Here is a 14377-nt window from a genome sequence, read left to right on the forward strand (position 1 = left end):
GTCGTCATCGGGCGGCCGGCCCTGCCTCGTCCGTGGCGACGGGCCCGTGCTGACCGAGGAAGCGGCGCATCAGCTCCGCCACCTCGGTGACGTGGGGACGGTAGAGCATCGCCTCGTGCCCGGCGGCGACCGAGGTGTACGCCAACCTCGCCCCGACGATCCGCTGCCAACCCGATCGAGGCTGTTCGCCCTGGTCATGGCGAGTGTGCGCGGCCTCGATCAGCATGATCGACAGGTCCGGCGGGACCGTGACCGGCGGCCAACGCAGCGACGACATCCCGCTGAAGGCGTCGAACACCTCGGTGAGGTCACCGTTGAGCAGGTGTGGCGCGTCCGCCCCGATCAGCTCCTGAACCTCGGCGAGAATCTGCTCCTCCGGCGTGGTCCGCAGCAGGGTCGGCAGGTCCGAGGGGGCGTGCTCGCGCACCGCCGGGAACATCTCCGCCAGGATCGCCAGGAACGAGACGAGCTGCTCGACACGGGTGGTCCCCAGGCGACGCCCCACCGCCTCCGGGTCCACCGAGTCCAGCGCCACCAGGCCAGTGACCGGGACGCCCCGGGCCCGCAGCTCGTGCGCGACGTAGAGGCCGAGTGCGCCGCCGAAGGAGTGACCCACCAGATCAACCGGTCCGGTGCCCGCAGCCGCGGCGATCACCTCGGCGCATCTGCTGGCCAGCGCGGTGATGGTGCCGTCGACCCCCTCCTGGTACAGCTCTCTGGTCGACACCGCGAAGAACGAACGATCGTCGAACATGGCGCTCAGCTGGGCGAAGGAGGGACCGAGACCGAGCACCCCGGGGAGCGCGTAGATCGGCGTGGCGCCCTCGGGCCGCCGGCGCAGCGCCAGCAGCCGGCGGGCGCCGGGCTTCTCTCGGCCGAGCAGGGCCGCCAGACTGGACTGTGGCTCCGCCAGGGCACGTCGCAGCAGATCGACGTACTCGTCAGCGCAGGACTGGATGGTCGGCCGGTGGAACAGGTCGGGGTTGAAGTGCCAGCGCAGTTCGAGGTTCCGGCCGATGTCGAAAACATCGAGCATCAGCTCCGCCAGGGTGTCCTGACTCGGTGACGGAAGCAGGTCGACAGCAAGCCCGTCCAGCTCGATGCCGCCGCGTTGGTCGTCCTGGTACGCGAACATGATCTGGAAGAGCGGCGAGTGGGCGGTCGAGCGGGCCGGATTGAGCCGGGTCACCACCATGTCCAGCGGCACATGCTGATGATCGAGGTCGAGCAGGGCCTCCTCGCGGACGTGCTGCACGTAGCTGAGGAAGGTGGGGGCGTCGTCCACCCGGGTCCGGCGCACCAGGGTGTTGACGAACATGCCGATGAGTCCGTCGAGTTCGGTGCCGTTGCGGTTGGCGACCGGAGTGCCGACGACCACGTCATCGCTGCCCGAGCGCTTCGCCAGCAGCATCGCGAAGACCGCGTGCAGCAGCACGAACGGGGTCCCACCAGAGGTCCGGGCCAGTGCTCGTACCGCCTCGGTGAGCTGCGGGTCGAGCCGCTGGATGATGCTCTCACCCGAATGGGTCGCCTCGACGGGGCGGGGCCGGTCCAGTGGAAGGCCGTGCACGAGTGGCAGATCCCGCAGACGCTCCTCCCAGTAGCCGAGGTCACGCGCCGCCTGCGGGCTGTCGGCCCAGCGCGTCACGCTGTAGGAGTAGTCGGCGTAGGTCACCGGCAACGGCGGCAGCTCGGCCTGGTCGGCTGCGGAGTCCCGGTGGAAGGCGCGGTAAAGCTGACCGACCTCGCGGGCAAGGATGCCGATCGACCAGCCGTCGGAGGCGACATGGTGCATGCTGATCAGCAGTGCGTGCCTGTGGGGCATCAGCCTGATCAGGCGGACCCGCAGCATGTCGTCGTGTTCGAGGTCGAACGGGCGGCGCAGTTCCTGCTCGGACAGCCGTTCGGCCACTGCCGTCAGATCCGTGCCAGACGGTACCTCCGCCGCCTCGACCGCCATCCGGAACTGGCCGGCGGGACGGACGACCTGCACGATGCCGCTGTCGGCCAGGCGCAGGACCGTACGGAGGGCGGCGTGCCGGTCGACGATGGTCCGGAAGGCCCGTTCCAGGGCGTCGACATCCAGGTCGCCCTCGATCAGGGCGGTCTGGTGCAGGTTGTACGCGGCGCTGTCCCGCTGCAACTGGGCCAGGTAGTACAACCGTCCCTGGGGATCGGTCACCGGCACCGGCTCGCCCTCGGGAACGCGGTACAGCGGAATGCCGCCACCACCCGAGGTACGCCCGTCAGCGTCGCCGCGCCGGACGAGTTGAGTGAGCCCGCGTACGGTCGGGTCGCGCAGGAACAGACGCAGCGGTATGTCCACGCCGAATTCGCTGCCGATCCGGGCGACCAGCCGGATGGCGAGGATGGAGTGACCGCCGAACTCGAAGAAGCTGGTCTGCGGATCGACCCGCTCGATGCCGAGCAGGTCGGCCACCACCTGCGCCACCCGGTCCTCGTCGACGTCACCGCTCGACCGGGTCGGCACCGGCGCGGCGATCGGGGCCGGGCCGTGCTCGGTGTCGGGTAGGAGCGTCGCTTGGGCGGGATCCGGCAACGCCCGCCGGTCCACCTTGTCGTTCTGGTTGAGCGGCAGGGCGTCCAGGACGACGAAGACACTCGGGATCATGTACGCCGGCAGCGCGGTGGCCAACGCGCGCCGCAGGGCGACGGCGGTCAGTCCGGGCTGGCTCGGCACCAGGTAGGCCACCAGCGTGGGGCCACGTTGTGGCAGTTCACGGGCGACAACGGCCACCCCGGAGACCGAGCCGAGGGCGCGGAGCGCGGTTTCCACCTCGCCGAGCTCGATCCGGAATCCGCGGATCTTGACCTGGTCGTCCTGCCGGCCCCGGTACTCGTACTCACCGGACTTCACAAGCACGGCCTGATCGCCCGAACGGTAGCCGCGCTCCCCCGTCGCCGGCAGGCGCACGAAACGCGCCCGGTTCAGTCGCGGGCTGCCGAGGTAGCCGCTGCTCAGCGCGGGACCGGAGATGACGATCTCGCCCGGCTGGCCGGCCGGCACCTCGTTGAGGTCGGCGTCGACGAGGGTGAACCGCAGGTCCGCCAGCGGCACTCCGATCAGCGACCGCTCCTGCCCCAGGTCCTCCCGCCGCACCCGCCGGTAGCTGGCGTAGACGGTGGTTTCCGTCGGACCGTACATGTTGATCAATTGTGGCCGCTCGTCGCCGTACCGGGCCACCCACGGTCGCAGGTCGCCGAAGTGCAGCGCCTCACCCGCGCTGATGACATAGCGCAGCGGGAGCCGACGGTCGCGGGTGGCGTCCTCGGCGATGAGCTGGTTCAGCGCGGTGGGCGTCTGGCACAGCACGGTGACCCGCTCCCGTTCCAGCAGGTCCCACAACGCCTGCGGGTCCTGGGCGGTCTCCCTCGGCACGATCACCAGACAACCGCCGTACAACAGCGGCCCCCACATCTCCCACACGGACACGTCGAAGGCGAACGAATGGAACATCGCCCACACGTCATCCGGACCGAACCCGAAATGACGCTCCGTCACCCCGAAAAGGCGCAACACGTTACCGTGCGAAATCTGCACCCCCTTCGGACGCCCCGTCGTCCCCGACGTGAAAATCACATACGCCCGATCATCCCCACCCGGCTCCGCCGCGGCCACCTCCACCGGACCACCGGCCAAACCCTCGTCATCCACGAGCACCGCCGGCACGCCCTCCGGCAACAACCCCACCAACCCACCACTGGTCACCACCACCGACAGATCAGCATCATCCACAATCAACTCCAACCGACCCGCCGGAGTCCCCACATCCAACGGCACATACGACGACCCCACCCGCAACACCGCAAGCACCGCAGCAACCATGTCAACCGAACGATCCAACAACACCCCCACCGGCCGCGACACATCCACACCCGCAGCCCGAATCGCCCCCGCCAACACCCCCGCCCGACGATCCAACTCCCCAAACGTCACACCCCGACCACCACACCGAACCGCCACCCGATCAGAAAAACACCGAACCGACTCCCCAAACGCCGCCACCAAACTCCGCGCCTGCCCCACCGACGGCACCGTCCGGCCGATCCGCGCATCGCCACCGGTGACCGTCGGCTCCGACTGACTACGCTGAATCACCCGCTGACGCAGAAGATCTGCAAGAACCTGATTCACGGTTGGCCCTTCATCAAAACAGTTGGTATCGGTGGGTCAGAACGCGAGCAGCAGCGCGGCGAGCAGGCCCGGCCGTGCCTGCACCGCCGCCAGGTAGTCCGGCCAGGACGGTGACTCGACAATCTGCGCCGCCGCCTTGCCGAGGTCGATGTCGTCGCCGCTGATCTCGCGCCAGAGGCGCTCCAGATCCGTCTGGTCGTCCTGATCGATGAGCCGCATCTCGGAGAGCTTCATGTCGGGGTGCGTGACCAGGAACTCCAGCGCCCGGCCGATCGCGGCCAGGAGCCGGTCGACGGTGGCCCGGGTGAAGAGCGTCGCGTCGTACTGTGCGGACAGCTCCGGCTCCGGGTCGAGAACGAAGCGGAACAGCAGGTCGAACAGCGCAGTCGCCGGAGGCAGCTGCACCAGCCGACCGGTCACCTCGGGCAGCGTGCGCAGGTCCAGCGGGTAGTTGTCGACGGCGACCATGGCCTGGACCAACGTCGGCATGCCCGCGACCCGAGGCGGCCGCACCGCCCGCACGATCTCCTGGAACGACAGCTGCTGATGATCCAACGCGGAGAGCGCGCTGGCAGCGATCGCATTCACCAGGGCGGCGCCGGTCACGTGTGGCTCCACCCGGTACCGGAAGGGCAGCGTATCCGCGAAGTAGCCGACCAGGTTCTCCGTCTCCGCGAGGTCGCGGCCGGCGACCGGGGCGCCCAACACGATGTCGGTGTGCTGGGCGAACCGGCTGAGCACGATCGCCGCCGCGCTGTGCAGGAGCATGAAGGTGGTGACCCCGGCCTCCTCCGCGGCCCGCTGCACGCGTTCCCGCTTTCCGGTCGGCCACCGCACCGCCACGTAGCCGGCCTCCCGACTGCGTTCCTCGGTCCGGGGGAGATCCGTCACCAGACCGAGGTCACCGGAGTAACCGTCCAGGTAGTTCCGCCAGAAGTCGACGTCCGCGCCAGCTGTGGCCGCCGCCTGGTCGTGCCGCCAGAGGGCATAGTCGGCGTACTGGATCGGCAGCTCCGGCAGTTGGGGCGGCAGCCCCTGCCGGTGTGCCCGGTACGCCTCGGTGATCTCGCTGAAGACCACGTTCGTGGACCAGCCATCCGACACTAGGTGGTGACTGCTCCACTGCAGCACATGCTCGGTGGGGGTGAATCGGAACAGGCGGGTGACCACGACCGGGCCACCGGTCAGGTCCAGCGCGAGCTCGCTGAGGGCCCGGTCCCGTACGTACCTGGTCATCTCCGTCGGATCGGTGAGCTGCTCCCCCGTCGCGTCCACCACGTCGAGGGTCACCACCGCGTACGGGTCGGGTCGCTGGTAGCTGCTGCCCTCCTCGGTGCCGAAGCGCATCGAGAACACCTCGTGCCGGCTGGTCACTGTCGTGATCGCGGAGCGCAGCGCGGCGATGTCCAGCACCCCGGACAGGTGCAGCAGCACCGTGTTGTCGTAGGAACGGTCGTCCGGGTCGACCTGACACAGGAACCAGAGGGCGGCCTGGTTGGCGGCCAGCGGGAACCGGTCCGGTCGGGGTTGTGCCGGCCGGATAGGCGTCCCGCCGGTCGCCGGCACGGCCCCGCGCCCGCTGGCGATCCGCTGGGCCAGGGCGCGGGGATTCGGATTCTCGAACAGCAGGCGGATCGGCAGATCCATCCCGAAGCGGTCCCGAAGCCGGGCCATCACCTGCGCCGCGTGCAGGGAGTGCCCGCCCAGGCCGAAGAAGTCGGTGAGTGGACCGGGACGCGTCGGCATCCGCAGCACGCTGCGCCAGACATCCATCACGACGGCCTCGGTCTCGTTCGCCGGTTCGAGGTCGTCGGTCAGCTCGGGCGGCGGCGCCGGCTGCCATTCGGCGAGGGACCGGGTATCGACCTTGCCGTGCGGCGTGCGGGGCAGCACGTCGAGGCGGACAAGGTGATCCGGTACGGCGTATCGGGGCAGGATGGCGGCCAGTTGCTCGCGCAGCTCCCGCGGGGACACCTCGGCCCGGGCCGGGCCCGACTCGACGGCGTTCCCACCGTCGCCGGTGACCGGCTGCGGGACGAAGAACGCGACGAGCTGGTTGCCGTGCTCGCCGTCCGAACGCACGATGACCACGCTCTCCTGCAGCGTCGGGATCGCGGCGAGCGCCCCTTCCACCTCCGCCAGCTCCACGCGGTGTCCGCGTATCTTGACCTGCTTGTCGATCCGGCCGAGGAACTCGATGTTCCCGTCAGGTAGCAGCCGACCCCGATCGCCCGTCCGGTAGGCCACGATCCCGGGCTGCTCGGCGATGGGGTCGGGTACGAACGCGGCGGCGGTGCGCTCGACGTCGTTGACGTACCCGGCCCCGACGCAGAGCCCCCCGACGTACAGCTCGCCCGGGGTCCCCGTTGGCACCGGTTCGCGGTGTTCGTCGAGGACGTAGACCTTGGCGTTGTCGATGGGACGGCCCACCGGCACCGAGGCCGCCCGCTCGTCGGCCAACCCGATGATCTCGTAGTGGGTACAGTCGTCGGAGACCTCCGTGGCGCCCCACATGTTGAGCAGGCGTACCTGCGGCAGGTGCCGACGGAACGCGTTGGCGCACTTCGGGGTCAACGTCTCCCCGCTGGAGACGACCCAGCGCAGCAGGAACGGGGGGAAGGCGGTCAGGCCGTAGTGGGTCAGCTCGGCGCTGAACACGCTCAACACCGTGGGTGAGACCTCCAGTACGGTGATGCCGTCCTCGGCCACGGCGCGCAGCAACCGCGACGGATCCTGGCTAATCTCGTCGGGATAGATCACCGTGGTCGCGCCTACCGCCAGTGGCGCGAGCATCTGCCAGATCGAGATGTCGAAGGTGGCGGCGGCGTCCTGGGAGACAAGGTCGCCGGAACTGATGCCCAGCGCGCCGATCTTCGCTTCCAGGTGGTTGAGCATCCCGTCATGCCGGATCGTCGCGCCCTTGGGCTCGCCCGTCGAGCCGGAGGTGAAGATGACGTAGGCGGCGGCCCGGCCGCCGGGCAGTGGCCCGGCGTATCGATCCTGCTCGTCACCCGTGCCCACCAGCTCGTCAAGCAGGAGCAGCGCCGTCCGCCCGACCGCCTCGCGTAGCGCCGCCTCGCTCTGCCGGTCGCCGAGAACCAGCGCGGCCTGGCTGGTCCCCAGCACGCTGGCCACCCTGGCCGGTGGTCCCGAGGGCAGGGGCAGGTAGACCGCACCGATGCGCATCACCGCCAGCGCGGTGACGAACGAGTCGATGCCCCGGGCGGCCGACATGCCGACCACGGTTCCGGCCGTGACGTTTCGTCGCGCCAGCCGGGCCGCGACCCGCTCGATGCGTACGGCCAGCTCCGCGTAGGTCAGCGAATCCTCGTCGCAGCGCACGGCCACCGCCGTCGCGTGGGTCACGCACGACTTCTCCAGCAGGGTGAAGTAGCCGGGCGCCGACAGTGGCCGGGCGGGCGGTCCGAATGCGGCGACGAGTTCCTGCCAGTACGTCTCACCGAACAGCGTTCGCCGGCTGGGCACGGCCTCCGGGTGGGCAACGACATCGGCCAACGCGTGGCGGTACAGGGCGGCGATGAGCCGCACCTGCGGCTCGCTCAACCGGTGCAGATCGGCCTCAAGATCGAGGGAGAGCAGCTTGGTGAAGGGGTCCTTGTTGAACTCGGTACGGAGCGCGAAGTGCGTCTGGATGTACGCCTTCGCGTCCACCACGGTCAGGGACGTCGCGGATGCCAGCTGTTCGTAACTGTGGAAGTGCGTGTAGTTGAAGCTGGCATCGGTGAGTTCCCGGCCGCCGTTGAGCCGCTGCAGTTCGGCGTAGGGAAACCGCCGTACCGGCAGCAGTTGCTGTTCCTTGGCGAACGCCGCCCGGACCAGCGCCGTCCAGGAGGTGCCGGAGATGGCCAGCCGGTACGGCAGCAGATTGAGGTGCACGCCGACCACCTCGGCGCCGCCCTCCTCCTCGACCCGACCGTTGGACTCCACGCCCAGCAGCAGGTCCGAGCGCCCGGTGACGGTGGCCAGCACCCGGGCGTGCACGGCCAGCAGCACGTGCTTGAGCGAGACGGCGCAGCGGGCGGCCAGTTCGTCGAGCGCCGTCGAGAGATCGGCGTCGACCTCGACGCTGAGGAAACCGATCTCGTTACGGGCAGCCGTCCCGGTCGCGGCGGCCTGCCGGGGCAGCAGGGTCGGCTCCACCCCGCTCAGCTCCCGCGCCCAGAACTCGCGGATCGACGGATCGCGCAGCGTCTCCTGCTCAAGCGCGATGAAATCGGCGTAGCGACGTCGCGGCGCGGCGGCCACCGGCCGGTCCCCCGCCCGCAGTTGCCAGTAGTCGGAAAGGATCTCGGTGATCAGCGATGACTCACTCCACCCGTCCAGCAGTGCGTCGTGAAAGCTGACGGAGAACTGGAACTCGTCGGCCGACAGCAGGTGCACCGTGTACCGCATCAACGGCGCGACGCTCCAGTCGTACCCGGTCTGCCGCTCCCGCAGCTGCCACCGACTCAGCTCCGCATGCTGCTCCTCCTCACCCAGGTGCCGCAGGTCCACCACGGTCACCCGGGACGGCACGCTGCGATGCACCAGTTGCAGCGGTTGCGAGTGGTCGGTGAACGTGAAGGAGGTACGCAGGATCTCGTGGCGGGCCACCGCTCGCGCGACCGCCTGCTCCATCGCCCGGTGGTCGTAGCCGGCCCGGAGCCGGAACATGAAGATGTCGCAGTACATGTTGACGTCAGCGTCGTAGGCGCTGTGGAAGAGCAGGCCCCCCTGGAGGGTGCTGACCGGGTAGGCGTCGGTCACGCCGTCCGGTAGCGCCGCGCGGTCCGCCGCGCTGATCAGGCCGAACGGTGGGGTGGGCGGGCGGTTCTCCGCCGGCGCCTGCGGGTGTCCGGCGAGAGCGGCGAGGCCGGCGGGAGTGGGCGTGGCGTAGATGTCGGCCAGGTTCAGCGTGACGCCGCGCTCCTGGGCGCGGGCACGCAGCCGCAGGGCCGTGATCGAGTCACCGCCGACGCTGAAGAAGGAGTCGTCGCTGCCGACGCTCGGTACGCCCAACACCTCGGCGAAAACCTGGCAGATGAGGGCCACCAGGTCGCTCCGCCCGGCGGCCTCCACCGGCCGGGACTCACGCAGGCTGTTCGCGGGCGTGGCGATCGGCAACCGGTCCCGATCGAGCTTGCCGTTCTGGGTGAGCGGGATGGCGTCGACGGGGACGACGAACGACGGCATCATGTAGTTCGGCAGCCGCGCCCGAAGTCGGGTGAAGAGTTCGTCGGGGTCGAGGGCGTCGTCGGCGACCAGGTGGGCGACGATCCGCGGGCCGGTACGCGGCGACGGGGCACGACGGCCCTCGCCGCGCAGCAGATCCCGCACATCGGTGATCTCCACCGACGCGGTCCGGTTCCGCAGCACCGGATCGGCGGTGGCCTCGGGCCGGACCACGGTGACGACGACCTGCCGTACCCCGGGGATGCCGGCGAAGGCGGCATGCACCTCACCGAGTTCGATCCGGTGTCCGCGGATCTTGACCTGGTCGTCCTGTCGGCCCCGGTACTCGTACTCACCGGACTCCACAAGCACGGCCTGATCGCCCGAGCGGTAGGACCGCGCCGTACTGCCGGGCAGTCGGACGAACCGCTCGGCGTCGAGGTCGGGCCGGCCCAGGTAGCCTGCGCTGACACCCGGCCCGGTGACGATGATTTCGCCCACCTCGCCGGGCGGCACCTCGTTGAGGTCGGCGTCGACGAGGGTGAACCGCAGGTCCGCCAGCGGCACTCCGATCAGCGACCGCTCCTGCCCCAGGTCCTCCCGCCGCACCCGCCGGTAGCTGGCGTGCACAGTGGTCTCGGTGATGCCGTACATGTTGACCAGTTGCGGTTCCTCGTCGCCGTACCGGGCCACCCACGGCCGCAGATCGGCGAAGTGCAGCGCCTCGCCGCCGAATATCACCCACTTCAGGGGCAGTCGACGGCCCCGGGTCGCGTCCTCGGCGATCAGTTGATTGAAGGCGGTGGGCGTCTGACACAGCACGCTCACCCGCTCCCGCTCCAGCAGGTCCCACAACGCCCGAGGATCCTGGGCGGTCTCCCTCGGCACGATCACCAGACAACCGCCGTACAACAGCGGCCCCCACATCTCCCACACGGAGAAATCGAAGGCGAACGAATGGAACATCGCCCACACGTCATCCGGACCGAACCCGAAATGACGCTCCGTCACCCCGAAAAGGCGCAACACGTTACCGTGCGAAATCTGCACCCCCTTCGGACGCCCCGTCGTCCCCGACGTGAAAATCACATACGCGCGGTCCTCGGCATCAGACACCGACTCATCGGTCGTCCCGGTGTCATCGACCACGTCGACCTCGACCGGGGCATGCGCCAACGCGTCGGAATCCACGAGCACCGCCGGCACGCCCTCCGGCAACAACCCCACCAACCCACCACTGGTCACCACCACCGACAGATCAGCATCATCCACAATCAACTCCAACCGACCCGCCGGAGTCCCCACATCCAACGGCACATACGACGACCCCACCCGCAACACCGCAAGCACCGCAGCAACCATGTCAACCGAACGATCCAACAACACCCCCACCGGCCGCGACACATCCACACCCGCAGCCCGAATCGCCCCCGCCAACACCCCCGCCCGACGATCCAACTCCCCAAACGTCACACCCCGACCACCACACCGAACCGCCACCCGATCAGAAAAACACCGAACCGACTCCCCAAACGCCGCCACCAAACTCCGCGCCTGCCCCACCGACGGCACCGGGATGTGCTCGCTGTTCATCGTCCTGCCTCCTCGACGGCCGGCGCGGGGCCGGGCGCTGCGATCTCATTCAGGGCCGACTGGAACTCCGCCACGATCCGGGCTGCGGTGGCGGCGTCGATCCGCTCCACCTGGTAGACCAGACGGAACGTCAGGCGGTCGGCGTGCCGGGTGCCGTACAGACTGACGGTGAAGGCGACATCCCGTGGAGGTACGTCCACCACCGACACCTCGACCTCCCCGAGCCGCTGGCGGCATCCGCTGGAGGGGATCGAGAAGCCGTCGTCGAGCAGCCCGTCCGTCGACTGCTGAAAGGTGAACGTGGCCTGGAAGAGGGGTGTCTGCCCGTGCCGGTCCGGGCTGAGCGCCTTGACCAGCCGGGCGAACGGCAGGTCGGCGTCGGCCAGGGCGGTGCGCAGTTCGGCGCGGCTGCGGTCCTCGATCGCCGCCAGGCCCTCCTCGCCGTCGAAGCGACCGGCCAGGGGCAGCATGTTGACCAGGTAGCCGACCGTGTCGGCGAATCGCCAGTCGTCCCGCCCGTGGTGTGGCGTTCCGATGACGATCCGCTCTTCGCCGGTCGTCCGATGCAGTGCCCTCAGATACGCCGCGACCAGGCTGACGAACGGCGTGTGCCCACGGAGTTGGGCTCGCCGGTAGAGGCGTTCGGCCCCGTCCACCTCGAAGTCGAGGTTCGCGGCGGGGTTGCGGCCCGCGGTGGCTCCCGTTCGGACGGTCGGGAAGAGCAGGTGATCGCGCAGTGGACGCCACCGCTCGGCGAGCGCGGTGAGTCGACGCCGGGCAGACTCCTCGCCGGTTGACGCGGACAACCAGCGCTGCCGCTGCACGTAGTCGCCCCGGTCGACGGCAGGAAGCTGGCCAGCCAGGCGCACCCCGGGCAACTCCGCCAGGATCTCCATGAAGATCACCCGCATCGACCAGTGGTCGACGATCGCGTGGTGGCAGACGAGCATGAAGACGGTGCTCTCCGGCGTCAGCACGACGGCGGCCCGGACCAGCGGACCGTCGGTGAGGGAGAACCGCCGGTCGGCGACCTCGCGTAGGAAGGCGTCGACCGACTCGTCCGCGTCGGTGAGCGCCACCTGCGACCAGTCGAGCTGAGGGCTGTCCCGCACGATCTGCACACCGCTGCCGGGGGACCCGAGCACCGTGCGCAGCGCCTGGTGGCGGCCCACGGCCGCCGACACCGCGGCGCGCAGCAGGTCGGGGTCGTACCGACGGGACAAGCGGGCGGCGCTGGTCAGGTTGTTCGCCGTGTCCTGCGGGTGGAACTCGTCGTAGAACTGCATCTGCACCTGGCCGTCGGCGGCGGGTGCGACCCGTTGCGTCAATTCCGTGGTCGGCTCGGGCTGCGCGGGCTGCGAGGGCTGCCCGGTCAGCACCACCAGGGCCTCGGCGATCTCCTCGATCGAGCGGTCGCTGGTGAAGATTCGACTGTCCAGGGAGCGGCCGAGCTGCTGTTCGCACCGTACCTTCACGGTGGCGGCGCGCAGCGAGTCGAGCCCGAGTGCGGCCAGCGGCCGGGACCAGTCCTGCGCCGTCAGGTGCTGCCCTGCGGCGCCCACCAGCGCGGCCAGCAGTTGACGCACCAGTTGCCGCCGTGTTTCCCGGTCGCGAAGGTGTAGCGCGTCGAGCTGGTCGGCGGTGGGTAGCGCCGGACGCGGCGGTGGCTTCTCCGAGTGCCCCAGCACCCGCAGCCGGCCGGTGCGGTGGCGGGTCCGGGTCTCGCTCCGCCGAATCTTCCCGCTCGACGTCTTGGGCAGGGAGCCCGGGAAGACCAGCACCACCTCGGCCAGTTGGAGGTCACATTCGACACCGACGGCGCGCAGCACCTCCGTCCGCACCGTGGCCGCCGCAGCCGGGTCGCGCAGCCGGGCCAGGGACGCCCGGGCCACCTCGGCCACCAGGATCACCACCGGCGCGTCGGGATCCGGCTGGAATGCCGCTGCGGCGCCGCCGCGCAGGTCGGCACAGGCGGTCAGCGCGACAGTCTCGACGTCATGGGGGTAGAAGTTGCGCCCGGCGACGATCAGCAGGTCCTTGCTGCGGCTGACCGGGTACAGCTCGCCCTGCCAGGTGAAGCCGAGGTCCCCGGTTCGCAGACAGACCCCCTGGTGAGCGGGAGTGTCGGCGTGGAAGGTCTCCCGGGTGGCCGTCGCGTCGTTCCAGTATCCCTGGGCCACGCCCGGCCCCCGGACCCAGATCTCGCCGATCTCCCCGTCGGGCATGACCCGGTCGTCAGCGCCGCGAATGACGATCTCGGTGTGCCGGGCCGGTCGTCCCGACGACACGAGGCTCGTGCCGGCCTCGGTTGTCTCCTCCGGCAGCTCAACCAGCCGGCCCCGCTCCAGTGCCCGACGGCTGACGTGTCGGGACCGGTACCCTCTTCCCGGTTCCGCTCCGGCGACGAAGAGGGTGGCTTCGGCCAGCCCGTAACAGGGGAAGAAGGCGTCGCGGTGGAAGCCGTGCACGCCGTAGTACGTCGCGAAGTCCCGCATGGTGTCCGCGCGTACCGGCTCGGCGCCGTTGAACGCGATCCGCCACCGGCTCAGGTCGACGTCGGTGAGCCGGGTCCGGTCGTAGCGTTCGACGAGCAACTGGTAGGCGAAGTTCGGGCCACCGGAGCAGGTGGCGCCGAAGCGGTCCAAGGCCAGCGGCCACAGCATCGGATCGTGCACGAACGCGAAGGTGTCCAGCAGCACCGAGGGAATGCCCCGGTAGACGGGCAGCAGGGCGGTACCGATCAGGCCCATGTCGTGGTACATCGGCAGCCAGCTCAGGACGGTGTCGTCGGGGCGGATGCCGAAGCCTTCGGCGATCGCCTCCTCGTTCTGCACGAGGTTGCGGTGGCTGACCATCACGCCCTTGGGGTGGCCCGTCGAGCCGGAGGTGTACTGCAGGAAGGCCAGATCCTCACCACCGAGCCCGAGCCCGAACCTCGCGGAAGCCACTCCCGCGCTGCCGGGTTCCGCGTGCAGTAGGGACTTGAGCGGATGGATCCGCATCGAGGCGGTGGCGTCCTCACCGAAGAAGGCGGTCAACTGTTCGACGAACAGATCCGTGGTGACCGCGTGCCCCGGTTGGCAACTGCGCACGACGCTCTCGATCCGATCGAGTCGCGCCCCCGGGCGGGGCGGGTAGAGCGGCACCGCGACGACACCGCCGTACAGGCAGCCGAGGAACGCGGTCAGGAAGTCGAGGCCGGGTGGGAGGATCAGCAGAACGCGGTCGCCGGGCCGCGTCGATTCCCGCAGGGACAGCGCGACCCGTAACGCGTTCTCCTCAAGCTGCGCGTAGGTCACCTGCTCGCTCGCGCCGCCGGCCTGGAGGAACGTGAATGCCACCGCGTCCGGACGCTGTTGTGCCCAGTGACTCAGCGCGGCGGGGATCGAAGGGAACTCGGGGAGGCTACTCATCTCGGCCTTCCTGCCACGGACGGCGGCGGTCGGAGCGGGGTCG

At 69.7% G+C, this 14377-nt stretch carries 3 protein-coding genes; all 3 read right to left on the bottom strand.

The window, feature by feature from the left end; translation table 11 throughout:
- Positions 1-4 precede the first annotated feature (4 nt).
- The 3 genes from O7601_RS24140 to O7601_RS24150 are packed head-to-tail and all read right to left on the bottom strand — an operon-like array spanning position 5 to position 14334.
- Positions 5-4156, bottom strand: a complete 4152-nt coding sequence (locus O7601_RS24140) for an amino acid adenylation domain-containing protein (protein ID WP_348650213.1) — start codon at positions 4154-4156, stop codon at positions 5-7.
- A 36-nt stretch (positions 4157-4192) separates the two neighbouring features.
- Complete coding sequence (locus O7601_RS24145) at positions 4193-10921, bottom strand: non-ribosomal peptide synthetase (RefSeq protein WP_281563373.1); 6729 nt, start codon at positions 10919-10921, stop codon at positions 4193-4195.
- Positions 10918-14334, bottom strand: coding sequence for an AMP-binding protein (locus tag O7601_RS24150; protein WP_281563374.1), 3417 nt, complete (start codon positions 14332-14334; stop codon positions 10918-10920). The genes O7601_RS24145 and O7601_RS24150 overlap by 4 nt, the downstream gene beginning before the upstream one ends.
- Positions 14335-14377: the final 43 nt, after the last annotated feature.

It is taken from the genome of Verrucosispora sp. WMMD573 (genome assembly GCF_027497175.1).
In the GTDB taxonomy this organism is placed as follows: Bacteria; Actinomycetota; Actinomycetes; order Mycobacteriales; family Micromonosporaceae; genus Micromonospora.